Source organism: Coriobacteriia bacterium (assembly GCA_018368455.1).
In the GTDB taxonomy this organism is placed as follows: Bacteria; Actinomycetota; Coriobacteriia; order Coriobacteriales; family UMGS124; genus JAGZEG01.
This window is the reverse complement of sequence record JAGZEG010000001.1, coordinates 188,100-208,431: the sequence shown is the minus strand read 5'-3', so window position 1 is coordinate 208,431 and position 20,332 is coordinate 188,100. Positions and strand designations below refer to the sequence as shown.

Sequence of the window (20,332 nt, the reverse complement as noted above, 5' to 3'; positions counted from 1 at the left end):
CAACCGTCCCACCGTCCCGGCACGCCATACATACCTCGCAAAAGTGACCGAAAACGCGCGATTCCGTGACAGGCGAGGGGGGTGCGCCTCCCGGCGCGCAAAGGCGAGAGGCTGTGATCCCGACGCATCCTCATGCGACGGGATCACAGCCCTCCGAGGCGTCTACCAACTTGCAAAGCCTTTCACGGCGCAGAAGCGCTACTCCTCGCTTGGCGCCAGGTTCTCGGTCACGAAAAGCTCGATACCCTTCTTCGCAAGATCTTCGTCCCAGTTTTCGTCAATGGCAGCCGGCATCCAATAGGCGTACGCCCCCGCATACAAGTCGAGGAGCGCGTCAATATCGCTGCCAAACCTAAACTCGAGGTGATAGGTCCCCTGCGTGGTATCGGAGCGCGACACAAAGTACCGATACTCGCCGGCGTCCTCGTCGCCCGTTTGAAACACGCAGAAATCGAGCGACGGTGCGTAACAGAGGAACTCGTAGCCGTGCTCGAACACGGCATTGCCGTTTGAATCGACGCCGCGAATCGCCCCGTCCTCAAACGTCAGTTTCTCTATCCCCTCGGGGAAATAGCAATCAAACACAGCAGACTCCGGGTCAGCCTCATACGCCTCAACGGCATCGGGCCCATATATCTCGCCCGCACACGCGCCCATCAGCATCTCGGCCGTCTCTTTGGCATCCGCCTCGCCCACAATAGAAGCCGCGACTTCCTCCCAATACTCCGGGAATTGGTTAAGCACGGGGAACAGCTCAACATACGTGCCATTGAGCGCCTCCATAAGCTGCCCGGCAGCCTCAGGAGTGCCGGGTGCGGCCACGACGGCCCCCTCGGACGTAGCGGCATCGTCCTGCGAGGACTTCTCGCTAGCGTGGGCAAGCAGCGGCGTCATGCCAAGCGAGGCAGCGCCAAGCATCGCAAGAGAGAGCAGCGACCTGCGCGTAAGTTCCATTGGATCCTCCAAACAATCGAGTGAGGTCGTTCTGATCAGCAGCGGCATATCTGCCACAGCGCGAGTGTCTTAGCATTGGTGGCCTGACGGGCCTAGCAGAACGCGCTCGCACCATCTGGACATTTAGCCGTCACACCCGTGCTTCTTGCAAATAAACCGTGGCTAACATAAGCTTTTTCAACGCCGTTGGTTTGATGTCGCTCGTCAGCGAACGCACGGCGAAAAAAGGCGAACGAATACCGCAGCCGCAAAGAGGCACAGCACATGGCACACGCGTACGCACATATAGACACGAGCCTGCTGACGTTGTTCGAGCCGCAGGTAGAGCAGCTCGGCATGGAGCCCCGACCCGTACGTTCCGGCGTCATCGCCACGGACAGCCCCCTCTGCAGCGGAGGCGTTTGGGCCGCTCCAGCAGGGCCCGACTGCCTACTGATATATAACAACGTTCGTCTCAACAACCCGCTAAGCATGGTGGAATATCCGCGTTCATGCCTTTGCATATGCAGTGGCACGGCAAGCTCCATCGCGCAGACGCCTCCAAGAGCCCACTCCCGTCACATGCTTCCCACAGGCAACCTTGCCGCCTTTGTTCGCGGCAGCGCGCTAGAGCGCTACGACCTGCAGGCTCACCAGAGCTATAGCATGTGCACGCTCAGCTTTCTCCCGAACTTTTTCGAAAACGGCCTCATCACCGACAGCCTCGACAGCGCTCTACAGTGCGCTCAGAAAAGAAGATCGCGACACGCCAACGAGGGCTTCACGTTACTTGCCGAGCGGCTGAGCGCACTCGACCCTGAAAGTTTGCCGCAAGATCTGGATGCAGCGTTTCACCACCTCAACGCCGCGCGTGCAGACGACGCAGGCACTCTGCTACGGGTTCGCGCCGCAGCTCTCGAAGTGGCTGCGATCTTGATCGACCACGTAGCGCAGGCCTCGAGCGCCGGCCTACGGCGCGGAAGTCGCGAACAAAGGCTGCTAGTGGAACGCGCCTGCTCGGCAATTGAAAAGTCCCTGAGCAAGTCCATCTCTCTCGACGAGCTCGCACGGATGCTCTACGTAGGTCGAACGCATCTATGCGAGGCCTTCCACGCAGAGACGGGGGAGAGCATCGGGCGTTACACGCGACGCCTGCGTCTAGAAAGGGCGTGCGAGATCCTGGCAACATCGGATTGCCCAATCGCACAGGTAGCCCAAAACGTCGGTTACCGCAATCAGGGGAGCTTCACCGAAGCCTTCCGCGCAAAAACAGGCATGACGCCCTCGGCCTGGCGAAGCGCCCAGCGCTGAGTCGCGAGTCGAAAGCAGAGACATCCCAACATCTCACCGCTGTCTGAGCGGCTCGCACATCCCCTCATGTGGGTACGCCTGTAGGGATCCGGATAAGGTCTTCTCATCATCACCGCAGCTCAGAGCTACCATTTATGTCATCACCGGTTTTCGGTGAGCCAGCATGTTAGCAAAAACCGAGAAAACCTGCGGATTTACTATTGCCGCGCCATTCCCCATGTGTCTATGCTCAGGATGAAAGCGGTATGCCCTGCTATCCGGACGGTGCCGGGGGAGGGTCGAGGCTGCGACAGCGCCCGACCCAACGCACGCGTCAGCGCAGGTGCCGCTTTTGAGATACGCCGTCGGCCAAGGGGGCCGACGCGCAGGTGAAAGGGGAATGACATGTCGTACGATCACGCGCTCTCCCGCCGCGGCTTCATCATCGGCGCCGCCGGGCTTGCTGCCATGGCCAGCGTCTGCACGACGCCCTGGCTCGCGCTTGCCGATGAGAAGCCGTCCACCGAGACGCCTTACGATGCCACCGAGCAGGCTGACCTCATCGTCGTCGGCGCCGGCGGCGCCGGCCTTTCCGCTGCCGTCAACGCCGTCGACGCGGGTGCAACGCGCGTCATCGTCCTCGAGATGACGGGCAAGACCGGCGGCTCGCTCAACCTCACGAGCGGCTCCATGTCGTGCGCCGAGAGCGTCATCCAAAAGGAGGATGGCATCGAGGACACCGTTGATGCCTACGTCGCCGACATCATCAAGACGGGCACGGCCTACGGCGGCACGCTCGACGAGGACATGGTGCGCCTCTACGCCGAGCAGGACATCCCTATGTTCCAGTGGCTGTGGGATCACGGCCTGAAGGACTACGAGTTCAGTGCCGACAAGGAGGGCAAGCGCGCCGTCTTCGCCCCGGAGCACGAGCTGTACGGCATCCCGCGCACGTATAAGACGCGCGGCACGAAGAACCCCGACGTCTACAAGTCGGCCGCCCACGAGGTCATCGACACCTACGTGCAGGGCTGTGACGCCATCGAGGTCGTCTACAACGCGACAGCCGTCGAGCTCGTCCCCAACGCAGACGGTCAGGTGTGTTCCGTCGTCGCCACGGGCAAGGACGGTGCCGGCACGCTGTACACGGGCACGCACGGCGTCGTCATGTGCACGGGCGGCTACGGCGGCAACCGCAAGATGATGGCGAAGTACAACGAGTACGGCGGCGAGTACCTCATCGGCTGCGGCGCCTGGAGCGACGGACGCGGCCTGCAGATGATGCAGAAGGTCGGCGGCACGCTCGTCAACATGGACGCCATCCCCTCGTTCCCCATGGGCCTCGAGGAGCAGGACAACCCCGGCCACGGCCAGATCGCGTCCACGTACATGTGGAAGGCCGGCGCCATCTGCGTCAACAAGAACGGCGAGCGTTTCATGAACGAGAACGACGAGAGCCCGACCGTGCGCGAGGAGGCCCTCATCCAGCAGCCTGACGCCCTGCAGTACGACATCTTCACCGACAAGATCATCGCCGATCTGCAGGCCGCCAAGGGTTCGATGTTCTACGACATGTTCTACGCGCCCGAGGACTCCATGGGCCACTGGCTCATCCACACGGCGCCGACGATCGCCGACCTGGCCGCCGACCTCGGTATCCCGGCCGACGCGCTCGAAAAGACCGTCGAGGACTACAACGCCGCCGTCGAGGCGGGCGGCACCGACGAGTTCGGCCGCACGTACGACGACTCCACGAGCAGCTACAAGACGTGCAACAACAAGATCGAGGGCGACAAGTTCTACGCCATCCCGATCAAGGCGCTCGTCGTCATGACGCTCGGTGGCATCAAGTGCGACACGAATATGAGCGTGCTCGACGCCGATGGCAACCAGATCCCCGGCCTGTACGCCGCCGGCGAGGTCGTCGGCGACATCTGGGGCAAGTTCGTCAGCGGCGGCACCGGTGTCATGGGCTGCCTGACATTTGGCCGTATCGCCGGCGCCAACAGCGCCTCTGAGACGCCTGCGACGGGCTATGAGGTCAAGCCTGCCGCCGACATCCTCGAAGACGAGCTGTTCGTCGTCGAGAAGGTCCAGGGCGCGACGTTCGACACGAGCCAGGAACTCACGGACGGCGAGTACTCGGCCACGGTCGACGGTCAGCAGGGCCCGATGGAGGTCAAGGTCACCGTCTCCGGCGGCAAGCTCACCGGCTTTGAAGTCGTCAGCAACAACGAGACGTCGAGCATCGGCGGCGCGGCCCTTCCCGAGCTCACCGACCAGGTCATCGCAGCGGCCGGCCCCGAGATCGACGGCGTCAGTGGCGCGACGCTCACGACGAACCGCGTCCGTCAGGCCGTCGTTGACTGCCTGACCCAGGCAGCCGGAAAGTAACGCCAACTCGCACGCAAGCATTTGCCCGGCAGAGCGGTGTCGGGCAAATGGGGGCCGGTCACACGTCACGCAGGCGTGGGCCGGCCCCTTCACGTTCGTGTGCCTTTCCTGTCGCGCTGCCCGCTCACCACCCGCACGCCAACCGCTCACGGACTGAGCGGCCTCTCAGGCCTGGAAAGGTTTGGCCGAGCGGCAGGTGACGGGATAGGATTCGCAATACGATGCGAGAGCACCGGAGATTTACGCGTGCGCCGCTTTTCTATCTGAGGTTGAATGACTGAGGAGGATGTATGAGCGATCTTTCGCTGTCCCGCCGCTCGTTCGTTGCCGCTACCGCCGCCACGGCCGGCCTTGCCCTGCTCGCCAAGGGTGGCTTCGAGGCCACACCCGCACGTGCCCGTCAGGGTGCCGGCACCCTGACGGGCACGTGCGCCTACCAGAGCACGAACTATTCGCCCATCGGCTGCAGCTCGGCCCTGATGCTCGGTGCCACCTGGCACGTGTTCGAGGGTCTGTACGAGATCGACGTCCACGACTACACGACGTATACCGCCCTGGCCGCCGGCGACCCCGAGAAGGTCTCCGACACCGAGTACCACGTTGCCCTGCGTGACGGCGCCAAGTTCTCGGACGGCACGGATGTCACCGCTGACGACGTCGTCAACGCCTTCGAGGTCAACATGGCCAACGAGACGTACGGCGCCTTCCTGTCGTTCATCGACAGCGTCAAGGCCGAGGACGAGAAGACGGTCTGCTTCACGCTGAAGTACGCGTTCGAGAGCCTGCTCAAGGCGCGTCTCGCCGTCGTGAAGGTCTTCCCGAAGTCCATCACGCCCGAGAACCTCGCCGTGACCCCCATCGGCTCCGGCCCCTGGATGTACACCGACATTCAGGGCGAGGACGGCGGCCACATCGACTTCGAGCCTAACCCCAACTACAACGGCCCCAAGCCCGCCAAGGCCGCCAGCATGCACTGGGACGTGCAGCTTGACGGCACGGCCCGCTCCACGGCCCTCATGGAGGGCACGGCTCAGGTCATGGAGGCCGTGCCGGACGCCAACGCCGAGGCCCTGACCGGCTTTGGCGCCACGGTCGATTACGCCCCCGGCTTCAACCTGCCGTTCCTCATGTTCAACACGAAGAAGGCTCCGTTTGACGACGTCCGCGTCCGTCAGGCGTTCTTCTATGCCATCGACATCGAGAAGCTCATCTCCAACGTCATGAACGGCCACGCACACGCCGTGAAGAGCTTCCTGCCCGAGAGCTTCGCCAACTACCACGAGGCCTCGACGGTGTACACCTACGACCCCGAGAAGGCCAAGAGCCTGCTCAAGGAGGCCGGCCAGGAGTCCATCAACGTCACGCTGCTGTGCAACAACAACTGGGTTTCCGACCTGTCCGCCCAGATCAAGAACGACCTGGACGCCGTGGGCATCAACACGACGCTGCAGACCGAGGCCATCCAGTGGGCCTCTCTCGCCGAGTCCGACGACATCCTGCCCTACGACGTCATGCTGACGCCCGGCGACCCGAGCTGCTTCGGCAACGACCCCGACCTGCTCATGACCTGGTGGTACGGCGACAACGTGTGGACGCAGGGCCGCTCCTGCTGGAAGGGCACCGAGGAGTGGACGCAGCTGCAGGATCTGCTGCAGCAGGCGCGCGTCGCCACGGGTGACGACCAGCAGAACCTGTGGAACCAGTGCTTCGACCTGCTGTCCGAGCAGGTGCCGCTCTACCCGCTGTTCCACCGCGACCTGGCCACGGGCTATCGCCCCGAGCTCATCGACGGCTTCAAGCCGATCGCCACGACGGGCCTCGTGTTCCTGGACTGCAGCGTCAAGCAGGCCTAGTAGCCCCTCGAGGTCCCGAGCGGCCTCATAGATCCTGACTGGGAGACCCGTCGCACGTCGGCGGGTCTCCCTTTGTGTGAGACGTCCACGACACCACAGGAGAGCCCATGCCGCGCACCATCTCGATATTCGGCGATTCCATCAGCACGTTCGAGGGATGCAACCCCGAGGGCTTCGCCGTGTTCTTCACGCCGGAGCGCGCCGCGGCAAGCGGGCTGGCGGGCCCCTCCGACACGTGGTGGGCGCTGCTTGCCGACGCATTAGGCGAGACGGTGATCGCAAACGGCGCCTATTCGGGCAGCATGGTGGAGGGGGCGGGCTTCCCGGCCGGTTGGAGTCCCGAGCGCATAGCAGCCGTGACGGGGGAGGGTGGCTCAGCGCCCGACGACATCGTCGTCTTCCTCGGCATAAACGACTACGGCTGGGCTGGAGCGCGCAACCAGGCCGCCGGCCGCAGCGCCGCCATGCCTCCCGAAACCGACCTCGCGAGCATCCCTCCCGCCGTAGCCGGCATGGCGTCCGCCGACGCGATCGACGGCTTCGCCCAGGCATACGACCTCATGCTCGAGAGCCTGCACGCTGCGTACCCGAACGCGACGATCTGGTGCTGCACGCTCGTGCCCGGTCGCCTGGCAGGGGAGGATCACCCAACGTTCGCATGGAGCCTGCGCGGCGTGGGACTTACCGCCTACAACGAGGTCATCGGTCAGGCGGCGGCGCGCCATGGCGCCCATCTCGCTGATGCCTGCGCCCTGGGCCTGGATTACGAGGCCATAGACGGAACGCACCCCACGGCGCGTGGCATGCGCCAGCTTGCCGGCATGTTCCTCGCCGGCATGGCAGCAGCGGGATCAGCCCAGGCCGCCCGTGCGCTGAACCTCGACGAGGTATCCGGCGAGTCGCAGGCACGGCAGGCCCTTGTCGCCGACGAACGCTGGGGCTTCTCCGACGCGGGAGGCGCCGAGGCGTGGGCGTCGCGCGACTGGTGCCCGGGACGTGCGTGTGTGGGGTGTCCCTGGGCAAAGGGGACCGGAAACGCCTGGTACTGCGTCTGTACACGGCCCCGTTCGGGTTTCTAGCACGCCCCATCGTCAAACCCACCGCTAGGGCTTGTGTGCAGAGGCGCTGGAATTGCGCTATTTTGCGCGTGAGTGCGTGCAATGGTGCACAAGTAAAGGCTTTGCAATGGTATGGGACGTCCTTGTTAGGTAGAATGCGTGGAGGAATGTCAGCTGACCTGCGCACCCACGTGCCAAGAGGGGCATGTGGGTGCGCATGCCACGATTTGGGAGAAGGGAGGATGTCATGAGCAACCTCTTGCGTCTGATAGGTCGACGGCTTATCGCGCTGCCCATCATGATCTTGGGCGTGACCTTGCTCGTGTTCTTCCTCATGGCGCTGTCACCCGTAGACCAGGCGTACTCCGCCCTGGGCGAAAGCGCCTCGCAGGCCGCGGTCGAGGAGTACCGCGAGTCCCACGGGTTGAACGATCCGCTCATCGTGCAGTACATCAACTACATGGGCGGCCTGTTCCACGGCGACCTGGGCGCGTATGGCGCGAGCCAGAAGTCCGTAGGCGAGGCCATCGCGGCGGCGCTGCCCATCACGCTGCAGTTGACGTTCCTCGGCCTCATCATCGCCGTCGTGTTCGCCGTCATACTCGGCGTCATCTCGGCCCTGTATCGCGACCGCTGGCCTGACCAGGTCATCCGCGTGTTCAGCATCGCGGCCATCGCCATGCCCTCGTTCTGGCTGGCGGTCCTGCTCATCCTGCTGTTCACGGCCAACCTGCACGTGCTGCCCGCCTCCGGTGCCCTTCCCGCCCTCATGGACGACCCAGTCGGCTGGATCCGCCGCATGGCCATGCCGGCCATCGCCCTCGCCGTGCCCGTGACCGGCCAGCTCACGCGCGTCATCCGCACGTCCATGGTCGAGGAGCTCGACAAGGACTACGTGCGCACGGCCCGCGGCTTCGGCATCCCCATGGGCGTCGTCGTCGCCCGCAACGTGCTGCGCAACGCGCTCATCACGCCTGTTACCGTCCTCGGCCTGCGCATCGGCTACCTCATCGGCGGTGCCGTCGTCATCGAGGTCATCTTCGCACTGCCGGGCATGGGCATGCAGATCGTCAACGGCATCCAGGCCGGCTACACGCTGCTCGTCCAGGGCGTCGTGCTCGTCGTCGCCATCACGTTCATCATCATCAACATCATCGTGGATATGCTCTATATCCTGATCGATCCGCGAATCAGGACGGTGTAGCGACATGGTTAAACTACGTGAAGGCCTCACCGCAAAGATGGAGGCAAACGCCGGCGGCAAGGTGCGCTTCCGTCGCTGGAAGAGCATGAGCGTCGGCGCCCGCATCTCGCTGATCGTTCTCGTGCTCGTCGTGCTCGTCGCCGTGTTCGCAAACGTTCTCGCGCCCTACGACCCGCTCGAGATCCACCAGTCCTACCAGCCGCCGTCGAGCGAGTTCTTGTTCGGCACGGATGACAAGGGCCGCGACGTCCTGTCGCGCATGATGTACGGCGCGCGCTACTCGCTCGTCATCGGCCTGGGCGCCACGGGCTTCGCGCTCGTGCTCGGCGCCATCATCGGCTCGCTGGCGGCCGTGAGCCGCAAGGGCGTGTCCGAGGTCATCATGCGCCTGCTTGACATCCTCATGTCGTTCCCGGGCATCGCCCTGGCCGCGACGTTCGTCGTCGTGTTCGGCAACTCACTGCCCTCGCTCATCTTCGCCATCGGCATCCTGTACGTGCCGCAGATCGCGCGCATCGTGCGCGCCAACGTCGTGAGCGAGTACGGCCAGGACTACGTGCGCGCCGTCATCGTCTCCGGTGCCCGCGCCCCGTGGATCCTGTGGAAGCACGTCATGCGCAACTGCATCGCGCCGGTGCTCGTGTTCACGATCGTGCTCGTGGCTGACGCCATCGTGTTCGAGGCCTCGCTCTCGTTCATCTCGGCCGGCATCCCCGAGCCGACGCCCACGTGGGGCAACATCCTCGCATCGGCGCGCCAGGGCGTGCTGTTCGGCCGCTGGTGGCAGGCGCTGTTCCCCGGCCTTGCCATCATCATCACCGTTCTGAGCCTCAACGTGCTGTCCGAGGGCATCACCGACGCCATGGCAGCCGCGCCCAAGGCCCCCGTCAAGCCGAGCGACTCCGATCTCTCCGGTGACCGTGAGGCCGACCGCCTCGTCGCCGACCCGACGCTGGCCTACAAGGCCCAGAACGAGGCGCTGGCCCAGAGGCTCGCACAGCTCAAGACCGTCGAGCTCAAGCGGCACGATCGCTTCCCGGCGCACACGGACGTGCCTCCCATCCTCGAGGTAAAGGACCTGTGCATCAAGTTCCCGCGCCACGGTGACGTCAACGTCGTCGACCACCTGAGCTTCGTCGTGCGCCCGCGGCAGACCATGGGCCTCGTCGGTGAGTCCGGCTGCGGCAAGTCCATCACGTCGCTTGCCATCATGGGCCTGCTCGACCCCAAGGCGCAGATCTCCGGCGAGATCCTCTACGACGGCAAGAACCTGCTCGAGATGAGCGAGAAGGAGCTCAACGCCCTGCGCGGTCGCGAGATCGCCATGGTGTACCAGGACGCCCTGTCGTCGCTCAACCCGTCCATGCTCATCAAGGCGCAGATGAAGCAGCTCACGAAGCGCGGCGGCACGCGCAGCGCCGAGGAGCTGCTCGAGCTCGTGGGCCTCGACCCCAAGCGCACGCTCGACTCCTACCCGCACGAGCTGTCCGGTGGCCAGCGCCAGCGCGTGCTCATCGCCATGGCCCTGACGCGCGACCCGAAGGTCATCATCGCCGACGAGCCGACGACGGCCCTGGACGTCACCGTGCAGAAGCAGGTCATCGACCTTCTGAACAAGCTGCAGAAGGAGCTCGGCTTCGCCATGGTGTTCGTGAGCCACGACCTCGCCCTCGTCGCGGAGGTCGCCAACTCCATCACCGTCATGTACGCCGGCCAGGTCGTCGAGCAGGGCCCCGTCCGGGAGCTGCTCACGAACCCGATCCACGAGTACACGCGCGGCCTGCTCGGCTCGGTGCTCTCCATCGAGGCCGGCGGCGCCCGCCTGCACCAGATTCCCGGCTCTGTACCCTCGCCGGCGGACTTCCCTGCGGGCGACCGCTTCACGCCGCGCTCGAGCCACCCCGACAAGGTGTCGCCCATCAGGCCGAAGCTCAAGCGCGTCAAGGGGACGGACCACTACTACGCCGAGCTGCCCGACAGTGAGCTGAAGCGCCTCGGCATCCCGCCGTACATCACCACCGGGGAGGAGGCGTAAATGAGCACCGCAAGCGAGACGCACATGGGCGACAAGGATACGCCCATCATCTTCCTCGACGACGTCCGCGTGACGTTCAAGACGCGCACCGGCTCTCTGCTGCACCCCAACAAGGTGCAGGCCGTCCAGGGCCTCACGCTCAAGCTCATGCCCGGCGAGACCATCGGCATCGTCGGCGAGTCCGGCTGCGGCAAGTCCACGACGGCCAACGTCATGTGCGGCCTGCAGAAGCCCACGAGCGGCAAGGTGTACTTTGAGGGCAAGGACGTCACGAACCGCACGGCAGAGCAGCGCCGTATCATCGGCCGCGTCATCTCCGTCGTGTTCCAGGACCCGGCCACGGCCCTCAACGCCCGCATGACGATCCACGACCAGCTGCTCGACCCCATGCTCGTCCACAAGGTGGGCGACAAGGAGTCGCGTGAGAAGCGCATCTACGAGCTCATCCAGATGGTCGGCCTGCCGACGTCGGTCATGGGCGCGCTGCCCGGCCAGCTCTCGGGCGGCCAGCGCCAGCGCGTCGCCATCGCCCGTGCCCTGGCGCTCAAGCCCGCGGCCATCATCGCCGACGAGCCGACGAGCGCCCTCGACGTGTCGGTGCGCGCGCAGATCCTTAACCTGCTCATGGACCTCAAACGTGAGCTTGGTCTGTCGATGGTGTTCATCAGCCACGACATCCAGACGGTGCGCTATATTTCCGACCGCATCATCGTCATGAACAAGGGCAAGGCTGTCGAGCAGGGCACGTCCGAGCAGGTCTTCAACAACCCGAAGGACGACTACACCAAGCTGCTGCTGGGTGCTGCCCCCTCGCTGCTCTACCCCGACCTGGGCCGCTAGCCTGCGGTCTGGGGCAACCTCAAAGGGAAGGTTTGCGCAAGGCATGGACATCAAGGACATCAAAGGCGTCATCCCGCCGGTCGTCATCCCGCTGACGCAGGAGCGCACGCTCGACCTCACGGCGTTCGCCCGCTCCATCGACCGCATGATCGACGCGGGCGTCAACGGCCTGTTCTTCCTCGGCTCGAGCGGCGAGGTCGCCTTCCTGACCGACGCCCAGCGTCAGCACGTGCTCTCCGAGGCCGTCTCCATCGTGCGCGGCCGCGTGCCCGTCCTGGCCGGCATCATCGACATGGAGACGCTGCGTGTCATCGACCAGGCCAAGCGCGCCGAGGCCCTGGGCGTTGATGGCCTCGTCGCCACGGCGCCGTTCTACGCGCTCGGTGGCCCCAAGGAGACGGAGCGTCACTTCCGCGCCATCCGCGAGAACACGTCTCTTCCGCTGTTTGCCTACGATCTTCCCGTGTGCGTCCACACGAAGCTCGACCCGACGATGCTCGTGCGCCTCGGCAAGGACGGCGTCCTGCAGGGCGTCAAGGACTCCTCGGGCGACGACGTGTCGTTCCGCTGGCTCATCCTCGAGAACGAGGACGCCGGCCACCCGCTGCAGCTGCTGACGGGCCACGAGGTCTGCGTCGACGGCGCCTACCTCGCCGGCGCCGACGGCTCGGTGCCCGGCCTGGGCAACGTCGACCCGTACAGCTACGTCGCTCAGTGGAACGCGTTCCAGGCTGGTGACTGGGCCGAGGTCAAGCGCATCCAGGACCACCTGGCACGTCTGATGTCCGTCACGCGCGTCGTCAAGGCCACCGTTGGCTTCGGCGCCGGCGTTGGCGCGTTCAAGACGGCCATGTGGCAGATGGGCCTGTTCAACACGAACCAGATGCGCGAGCCCGTCCAGCCGCTCAAGGGCGACGACGTCGCCGCCATCGTCGAGGTGCTCAAGAAAGAGGGCCTCATGGACAAGGACGCGCCCATCCGCGAGTAGGACCGTTCTCCTGTCCAAGGGCCGCCACAGCATCGCCTCTGGTCGGCTCTCGACATTCACGAGCACGTGACGTGGGCCCGCCTTCCGACACGACAGCCGGGAGGCGGGCCCCGAACTATGCGAGGGGAGAAGCATGCAGACAGACGTCTCAACCCGTCCTGCGGCACAGCAGGAAGGGAAGGCCGCGAACGCCGTTTTCGAGTCCCCCTTTGCCGTCGTGGCGCTCGATGTGGGCGGAACGAAGATCGGCGGCGCCATCGTGCGCTACGAAAACCGCCAAGCCACGCCCACGGTTCTGCTGAACCGCGCCATTCCCACGGAAGCGAAGCGCGGGGGCGCCGCAGTGACGCAGACGATCTGCGACGTCGCGCGCGGTCTGCTCGCCGATGTCGCAAGCTGCCCCGAGCTCGACGGCTGTCCCGTCATCGGCGTGGGCGTCGGCACGGCGGGGCGCGTGGACGCTCAGACGGGCACCATCGCCTACGCCAACGACATCATGCCTGGCTGGATGGGCCAGCCACTCGGCGACCGTCTCAAGGACGCCTGCAAGCTGCCTGTCGCCGTTATGAACGACGTGCAGGCGCACGGCCTGGGAGAGGCACGCCATGGCGCCGCAGCCGGCTCGCACACGTGCATCATGGTCGCCGTGGGCACGGGGCTGGGCGGCACGCTCGTGTTCGAGGGCCGCATCATGGGCGGCGCGCACGGCTTCGCGGGCGAGCTCGGCTGCTCGCTGCACCCCATGGCCGGCAACGTCTCGTGCGAGGGCGGCATCACGGGACGCCTCGAGTCCATCGCCTCGGGCAGCGGCATAGAGCGTTGCTACCGAGCAGGCGGCGGCGAGGCTCTGAGCGGCCCGGAGATCTCCGCACGCGCCGCGGAAGGGGAGCGCCTGGCGCGGCGCGTCATCGAACAGGCTGGCTTCAGCCTGGGCGAGAGCATCATCTCGTGGGCCAACATCTTCGACCCCGACCTCGTCGTCATCTCCGGCTCCGTGTGCAAGTCGGGCCCGCTGTGGCGCGAGGCTCTGCGCAAGGGCATGGAGGCGCAGATGACGAGCGCCGTGAGCGGCCTGCGCGTCGTTGACGCCAGTCTTGGGGCAAACGCCCCGCTGCTCGGCGCGGCGGAGAACCTGCTCGACAGGCTTGAGGAGCGCCACACACGCCGCGCAGGCCTTCGCAAATAGGACCCGACGCCGTTCTTCCGTCGATCGCACCGCTTTCCGTCGACCCCGCTCTTGCGCGGTCGACCATGTGAGAGGAGTCCCATGAACCAGCTCATCGCATCGCTCAAGGGCAAGCTCATCGTGAGCTGCCAGGCCTACATGGGCGAGCCCCTGCGCCACCCCGAGACGATGGCCCAGATGGCGCGCGCCTGCGAGCTTGGCGGCGCCGCGGCCATCCGCTGCCAGGGCCTGGCCGACATCGCCGCCATCAAGGGCCGCGTCGAGGTGCCCGTCATCGGCCTGTGGAAGGAGGGTCACGAAGGCGTCTACATCACGCCGTCCCTGCGCCACGCCCTTGCTTGCGTGAACGCCGGCTGCGACATCGTGGCCCTCGACGCGACGGACCGCCCGCGTCCCAGCGGAGAGACGTTCGAGCAGATCGTCGCCGGGCTGCGCGAGCGCACCGACGCACTCATCATGGCGGACTGCGCGACGATCGAGGACATCCGTCGCGGCGTCGCGGCGGGCTGCGACCTCGTGTCGACGACGCTGTCGCACGGCGTGGCCGCCATCGACTGCGCGATGGCCGACGGCCCCGACCTGCCCCTGCTGCGCCAGGCATGCGAGGAGTTCCCCGGCTTCCCCGTCGTGTGCGAGGGCCGCGTCCACAGCCCCGCAGACGCCAAGGACGCCCTGGACGCCGGAGCTTGGTCGGTCGTCGTCGGCACGGCCATCACCCATCCCACGAGCATCACGAGCTGGTTCGCCGCCGCCATGGCGTAGCAGGCGCCTTACCGCACACAGGCTTGTCCGGAGCTCGCTCCTCGCAAGACGAGGGCGAGCTTTTTCTTTGGGCGCTGTTTTGTCGCGCCGCCTGTTCAACTCACATCCGGATAGACTGGCCGCGTGACTATATACCGCAAGCAAGACGACGCCGCATCCCCTCCGCACGCTGCGGCGTCGCAAACCCAAAGGAGCGTTTTATGGCCAATGACATGCAGGCACCACAGTCGATGGCAAGTGGTGCAGATCCGGCCCAGGTAACGAGTATCACGGGCGGTCTTATGTTCGACGGGGGAGCATTTCGCCCCGCATCCGTCGCCATACAGGGCAGGAGGTTCGGCACTGTCACGCGTGCGCAGGGGCGTTGTGACACGGAGACAGGCGAGGCCGAGCGCGTCGCGACCCTCATGCAGGCTGACTCGCATGCGGAGCCTGGGATCGACCTTGACGCCACCGACTGCTACGTCATCCCCGGCCTGCTCGACGTGCACTTTCACGGCTGCCAGGGCCACGACCTGTGCGACGCAGACGCCGACGGCCTGCGTGCCATTGCCGCCTACGAGGCGTCGCGCGGCGTCACGACCATCTGCCCTGCCACGATGACGCTGCCCAAGGAGCACCTGCTTCCCGCCTTGGCCAACGCAGCCGCATTCGCTCCTTCGGCAAGCGAGGCGCAGCTCGTCGGAATCAACATGGAGGGGCCCTACATATCGCCGGGCAAGGTCGGCGCACAGAACCCCGCATACGTCCGCCCTGCGAGCCTCGAGGAGTTCCACGAGCTGCAGGACAGCGCGAACGGGCTCATCAAGCTCGTTGACGTCGCGCCGGAGGAGCCCGGCAACCTCTCGTTTATCGCGAAGGCGAGCGAAGAGGTGCGCGTCTCGCTTGCCCACACGTGCGCCGACTACGTCTGTGCCGCCGCCGCGTTTGATGCGGGCGCGCGCCACATGACGCACCTATTCAACGCGATGCCCTCGCTGCACCACCGCAAGCCCGGCCCCATCGCCGCCGGTGCGGAGCGTGACGATGTCACGGCGGAGCTCATCTGCGACGGCGTCCACGTCCATCCCGCCATGGTGCGCCTCGCGTTCGAGATGTTCGGCGACGACCGCATCGTGATGATCAGCGACTCCCTGCGCTGCTGCGGCCTGAGCGACGGCACCTATGAGCTCGGCGGTCAGATGTTCACCGTCAACGGCCCGCGCGCGACGCTGCCCGACGGAACGCTCGCCGGCTCAGTCAGCGACCTCATGACGTGCCTGCGCACGGCCGTGCTCGACATGGGAATCCCGCTAGCCAGCGCCGTGAAAGCCGCCTGCGTCAACCCGGTGCGCGCTTTGGGGCTCTCCGCCGAGCGCGGGTCCATCGCACCCGGCCGCATCGCCGACGCCGTCCTGCTCGACCAGCACACGCTCGAGGTGCGCCACGTGGTGATGCGCGGTCGCCTTTTGAGGTAGGGGCCGGGATAGTCCTCCTGGGGGCTCGCCCCTATTGTCCTGTGCTCAAACAGCTTCGCCGCTTAGAACGCGGCTGCAGAACTGCGCCAGGACAATAGGGGCGAGCCCTTGCGTGCGCGTCGGGCCCCTCAGCAGGCGGCGCGCAAGGCTAGGAAGAGAACAAAAAGAAAGGACAAGACCTCGCGCTCGGAAGGTCCTGCCCTTCTTCTAGCCAAAGATGCGAGGCCGGCCGCGCTCCCAGTTCGCTCGCTCCGGCGCCGAGCTTGGGGCGCATACAAAAGGGCCGGGCATCATTGCTCTGGCGCAGTTCTGCAGCCGCGCCCTTGGCGGCGAAGCTGTTTGAGCACAGAGTAATGATGCCCGGCCCGACAACGCGACGCCCCCAGGCAAGGCGCCGCGAAAGAAACGTCCCTAGAGCTCCGCGGCGGCCTCGGGATCGACGATCACCGTGACGTCGGGATGGAACTGAAGGATGGAGGCGGGGACCTGCGGCGTCACGGGGCCGTAGAGCGCCTGCTTCACGATGGATGCCTTCGCCGGGCCGTTGGCGACGAGCAGCAGCTTGCGGGCGCGCATGATCGTGCCGATGCCCATGGTGCGAGCGTGCGTCGGGACCTCGTCGATGGAGTCGAACAGGCGGCTGTTTGCCTCGCGCGTGCTCTGCGTCAGCGTTACGGTGTGCGTCACGCGCGCAAACTCGTCGCACGGCTCGTTGAAGCCGATGTGGCCGTTGTTGCCGATGCCGAGCAGCTGGATATCCACGCCGCCCGCCTGCTCGATGGCCTTTTCGTATGCGGCAGACGCCTCAGCCTCGTCGGCGCAGGCGACGTCAGGCGTGTGCGTCTTTGCGATGTCGATGTCGATGTGGTCGAACAGATGATGCCGCATGAACCAACGATAGCTCTGCGGGTGCGTCCCCTCAAGGCCGACATACTCGTCGAGGTTGAACGTCGTCACGTCCTTGAAGCTGAGCTTACCAGCCTTATAGTCGTTCACGAGCTCGGTGTACAGGCCGATGGGCGTCGTGCCCGTGGCGAGGCCGAGCACGCAGTTCGGCTTGGCAATGACGCACGAGGCGAGCACGTCGGCCGCAAGGCGACTCATCTCTTCGTAGGACTTCGCGACGATCAGTTCCATGGGACGTCTACCTTTCGAAAAGAGGTAAGGGACAGGCGCCTTGCCAGGCATACGCGCCGAGCGAGGCGTCGCAGACGTCTTCATTGTAGCGAACGTGCAGGCCACGCGCGCAAACCGTCCCATCGGCGCACCGAAACAGCAGGCCAGACGAGAACACGTCCAAAGAAGTCATTCGATTCAGCAGGGCTACCGCATCCAGAACATATCGCACGGCGCGCCATCCCCGGCTGCTCTCCGTACGAGCAGAGGCCCTGGGCGGCCAAATAGCCGAGTCGTGCATGGCCCCTCTGAAAAGTCTTACGATACGCCACAAGAAGGGAAGCCTTCTACCTGCGTTTTTACCTGCAAGCTAGCCGCAACACAGAAAGCACCCCATACACAGCTCGGCTTTTTGCCCACAAAAGGCCACCGTCCGAACAGACGCGCCTCAGCACTGCCTCGCCGACGGACCACGGACGGTTCGCCATACGAGAACGGCTGCGCACGCCAGCGCCTCCACCGCGAGCAGCGCCCCAAACGCCGCGTTGGGAACGAGCGGAGCCACGAGCATCGCGTTGTACCACGCATGCGCGAGAACACATGCGAGGGAGCCACCCGTCAGGGCACGCAGGGCGCCCAGCGAGTAGCTCAACGCGACGGCGATGCCCACGAACGGCAGGAACGGAATACCATGCTGGTAGGCATCGGGCATCGCGAAGAGGGGTAAGTGCCAGCAGGCCCAGATGACGCCGACGAAAAGGGGAGCAATCACCTCCGCAACAACGCGACGCCCCGAGCCGTCGTGCGTCCCCCCCAAAAGCAACCGCACGAGCGCCGGCTGCAGCACGCCGCGCCAGCCTATCTCCTCAAAGCCGCCACCCAGAAGAAGCGCTGGCAGCGACGTCGCAAAACTCGTCAGCGCGGCAGTCGGCGTCTCAGGAAAGCCGAGCGCCGAGTGAAACATCACCCAGCGCCACACGACGAGAGCCGCAAACAGCAGCCAGCCACCCAGAGAGGCGCGCGCCCCGAACGCGAACGCCCAGAAGCCGGCTCGTTTGTCAGGTAGATCCGTCTCAGCCCGTCCGGCACCGACGCCCGCCAGCCCGCACGAGCGGACAAGCGGGAGCAGCGCATACGCCGCGAGGGCTGGACAGAGCGTTCCCAGCAGACGCAGGGCGCCCGAACAGGCATGCAACAGCCCCGAGAGGCCACCTGCCTCAAGGCCTCCCAGCGCAGGCACGACAGCATACAAAAGCAGGGCAGAGAGCCCCCAACAGGCCCACGTCCCCGCATACGTCAGTACGACGTATGCAACCACGAGCTTCGACAGGGTCGTTTGCCCATCGAAAACGCCTCGCGCCATCCGCCCCCTCGTTTCTCTCCGCCGGACGCGCCACCGCTTCTAGGGGTCACCCGACGGCATATCCCCGGCCATCGGCCCGTTATTTCCTCACTATCACTGCGTCCCCGATTGTAGCGAAGCGTCGTGCGCTAAGCTGTCGCACGATCTATGCCAAACGATCTCAGCCGAAAAGGAGCATGCCATGATCAGGGTCATCGTGTCGGGCGCCAAGGGCCGCATGGGTACGTGCATCGTCGACGCCGTCGCCGGCTCGCAGGACATGCAGGTCGTCGGATGCTTCGCGCCCCAGCACGCCGGGCAGGTCGTCAGCTGCGCGGACGGCGACTTCACGTGCTCGGACAACCTTGCCGAGCTCATCAGCCAGACGAGCCCCGACGTGCTCGTCGACTTCACGCAGCCCGACGCCTTGCTCGCCAACGCAGAATGCGCGTTGAGCCGCGGCGTCCATGTCGTCACCGGTACGACGGGCGTCGGCGTCGAGGACATGCGAGCCACATGGCAGCGCTGCTCCGCACAGGGAGCCAAGCTGTTCTTTGCGCCGAACTTCACGACAGGCGCCGTGCTCATGATGCAGTTCGCGAAGGTGGCCGGAAAGTTCTTCCCCGACGTCGAGATCATTGAGATGCATCATGACGGCAAGAAGGATGCCCCCTCGGGCACGGCCGTTCAGACGGCACGCATGATCGCAGAGGGGCGCGAGGGAGCCGTCAACGTCGGACCCGGCTCCGAAACTGAGATCGCCGGCTGTGAGGGCGCCCGCGGCTGCGACGTCGACGGCGTGCGCATCCATGCGGTGCGCGGTGACGGCTACATGGCGTCGCAAGAGGTCATCATGTCCGCAGCAGGACAGACACTCACGCTGCGCCACGACTCGACACTGCGCACGGCCTACATGCCCGGCATCCTGCTCGCCGTCCGCTCCATCGCCGAGCTGCCCGACGGGTTCACGGTGGGGCTGGAAGGCCTGATGGGATTGTAGGTCGCGTCCCCTCCTTTTCGCGCGAGCAGGCGTCATGCGGGGGCTCCGGGCTCCTCCTCTGTGCTCAAACAGCTTCGCCGCGAAGGACGCGGCTGCAGAACTGCGCCAGAGGAGGAGCCCGGAGCCCATGCGGGCGTCTCTCGTCGCGCGGGGAGAGATCGCGGCTACAAGGTAGCGTGATAAAGAGCGTGCTGGTAAGGTAGGCGCTTCTACTCGGCTGAGTCGTCGGCCGGGGTGCGGCGCGGGGTTACGACGGTGCCGGAGAAGGGCTTGCGGGCTATGCCGTCGGGGCCGAGTGTCGGGAGGTGCACCACGACGAGCCAGAGCAGGAACAGCGCGACGGCGCCCAGGATGGCCCAAACGAGGGGCTTGCGCACGAAAAAGGCGGAGGCGCCCAGCACGACGTACGACACGATGAGCATGCGCGCCTTCACGCGAGGCGTCATGCCTCCCGCGTTCTTGAACGGCACGACGTACTTTTTATAGGCGCGCGTGTTCTCGATCCACGCCTGACAGCGCGGGGACGCCTTGGCGAACAGGAACGTCGCCAGCAACAGCAACGGCGTCGTGGGCAGGACGGGGATGACGATCCCCACAAATCCGAGCACGCAGGCAATCCAGGCGACGGCAAGCAGGCAGATGCGCTTCAAGCGGGCCTCGTTTCTCGCGCAGACATGGACATAAACAGTTTACGGTAAGTCCCACGCCCGTCGCAACGTGGACTTCGGAGGCGCGCATCTGCGTCAACGTCGCACGCCCGTTCTTATTGTGCGGGCGCGAACGGCCCAGCACGACCGCCGTGGGTCATGGGGTACCATTTGGACGATTGCATCGACTCGCCAGCACGCTTCTCGCGTGCCTCGGCTTGACCCAC

The 20,332-nt window shown here is 65.5% G+C and carries 16 protein-coding genes; 12 read left to right on the top strand and 4 right to left on the bottom strand.

What is annotated here, in order from left to right:
• Positions 1–198 precede the first annotated feature (198 nt).
• Positions 199–954, bottom strand: a complete 756-nt coding sequence (locus KHZ24_00915) for a hypothetical protein (protein ID MBS5449766.1) — start codon at positions 952–954, stop codon at positions 199–201.
• A gap of 561 nt (positions 955–1,515) precedes the next feature.
• Here KHZ24_00915 and KHZ24_00910 point away from each other — a divergent pair.
• From KHZ24_00910 to nagA, 11 genes are all read left to right on the top strand, one after another.
• Complete coding sequence (locus tag KHZ24_00910; protein MBS5449765.1) at positions 1,516–2,244, top strand: helix-turn-helix transcriptional regulator; 729 nt, start codon at positions 1,516–1,518, stop codon at positions 2,242–2,244.
• 384 nt (positions 2,245–2,628) lie between these two features.
• Positions 2,629–4,617: an FAD-binding protein gene (locus tag KHZ24_00905; GenBank protein MBS5449764.1), complete on the top strand. Its 1,989-nt coding sequence runs from the start codon at positions 2,629–2,631 to the stop codon at positions 4,615–4,617.
• A gap of 290 nt (positions 4,618–4,907) precedes the next feature.
• The gene (locus KHZ24_00900; GenBank protein ID MBS5449763.1) at positions 4,908–6,470 is read left to right on the top strand and encodes an ABC transporter substrate-binding protein; all 1,563 of its coding nucleotides are present in this window, start codon (positions 4,908–4,910) and stop codon (positions 6,468–6,470) included.
• 107 nt (positions 6,471–6,577) lie between these two features.
• Positions 6,578–7,549: an SGNH/GDSL hydrolase family protein gene (locus KHZ24_00895; protein MBS5449762.1), complete on the top strand. Its 972-nt coding sequence runs from the start codon at positions 6,578–6,580 to the stop codon at positions 7,547–7,549.
• Between the two features lie 226 nt (positions 7,550–7,775).
• Positions 7,776–8,732: an ABC transporter permease gene (locus KHZ24_00890; protein MBS5449761.1), complete on the top strand. Its 957-nt coding sequence runs from the start codon at positions 7,776–7,778 to the stop codon at positions 8,730–8,732.
• A 4-nt stretch (positions 8,733–8,736) separates the two neighbouring features.
• A complete protein-coding gene (locus tag KHZ24_00885) occupies positions 8,737–10,767 on the top strand; it encodes a dipeptide/oligopeptide/nickel ABC transporter permease/ATP-binding protein (protein ID MBS5449760.1) in 2,031 nt (676 codons plus the stop codon).
• A gap of 24 nt (positions 10,768–10,791) precedes the next feature.
• Complete coding sequence (locus tag KHZ24_00880) at positions 10,792–11,607, top strand: ABC transporter ATP-binding protein (protein ID MBS5449759.1); 816 nt, start codon at positions 10,792–10,794, stop codon at positions 11,605–11,607.
• 43 nt (positions 11,608–11,650) lie between these two features.
• Positions 11,651–12,595, top strand: coding sequence for a dihydrodipicolinate synthase family protein (locus tag KHZ24_00875; GenBank protein MBS5449758.1), 945 nt, complete (start codon positions 11,651–11,653; stop codon positions 12,593–12,595).
• A gap of 133 nt (positions 12,596–12,728) precedes the next feature.
• Complete coding sequence (locus KHZ24_00870; protein MBS5449757.1) at positions 12,729–13,781, top strand: ROK family protein; 1,053 nt, start codon at positions 12,729–12,731, stop codon at positions 13,779–13,781.
• An 81-nt stretch (positions 13,782–13,862) separates the two neighbouring features.
• Positions 13,863–14,543: an N-acetylmannosamine-6-phosphate 2-epimerase gene (locus KHZ24_00865; protein ID MBS5449756.1), complete on the top strand. Its 681-nt coding sequence runs from the start codon at positions 13,863–13,865 to the stop codon at positions 14,541–14,543.
• A 407-nt stretch (positions 14,544–14,950) separates the two neighbouring features.
• Positions 14,951–16,000 carry an N-acetylglucosamine-6-phosphate deacetylase gene (gene nagA / locus KHZ24_00860; GenBank protein ID MBS5449755.1) on the top strand — a complete coding sequence of 350 codons (1,050 nt, stop codon included), beginning with the start codon at positions 14,951–14,953 and terminating at the stop codon, positions 15,998–16,000.
• A 411-nt stretch (positions 16,001–16,411) separates the two neighbouring features.
• Here the strand turns inward: nagA and nagB are convergent, their stop codons facing one another.
• On the bottom strand, positions 16,412–17,137 hold the full coding sequence (nagB, locus tag KHZ24_00855) for a glucosamine-6-phosphate deaminase (protein ID MBS5449754.1): 726 nt from the start codon (positions 17,135–17,137) through the stop codon (positions 16,412–16,414).
• Between the two features lie 427 nt (positions 17,138–17,564).
• Entirely contained in the window at positions 17,565–18,080 is a 516-nt protein-coding gene (locus tag KHZ24_00850) for a CPBP family intramembrane metalloprotease (GenBank protein ID MBS5449753.1), read from the bottom strand.
• A gap of 580 nt (positions 18,081–18,660) precedes the next feature.
• Here KHZ24_00850 and KHZ24_00845 point away from each other — a divergent pair.
• Positions 18,661–19,458 carry a 4-hydroxy-tetrahydrodipicolinate reductase gene (locus tag KHZ24_00845; protein MBS5449752.1) on the top strand — a complete coding sequence of 266 codons (798 nt, stop codon included), beginning with the start codon at positions 18,661–18,663 and terminating at the stop codon, positions 19,456–19,458.
• Positions 19,459–19,667: 209 nt separating this feature from the next.
• On the opposite strand, the gene KHZ24_00840 is transcribed toward KHZ24_00845, so the two are convergent.
• Positions 19,668–20,108: a YbaN family protein gene (locus tag KHZ24_00840; GenBank protein MBS5449751.1), complete on the bottom strand. Its 441-nt coding sequence runs from the start codon at positions 20,106–20,108 to the stop codon at positions 19,668–19,670.
• Between the last annotated feature and the right edge of the window lie 224 nt (positions 20,109–20,332).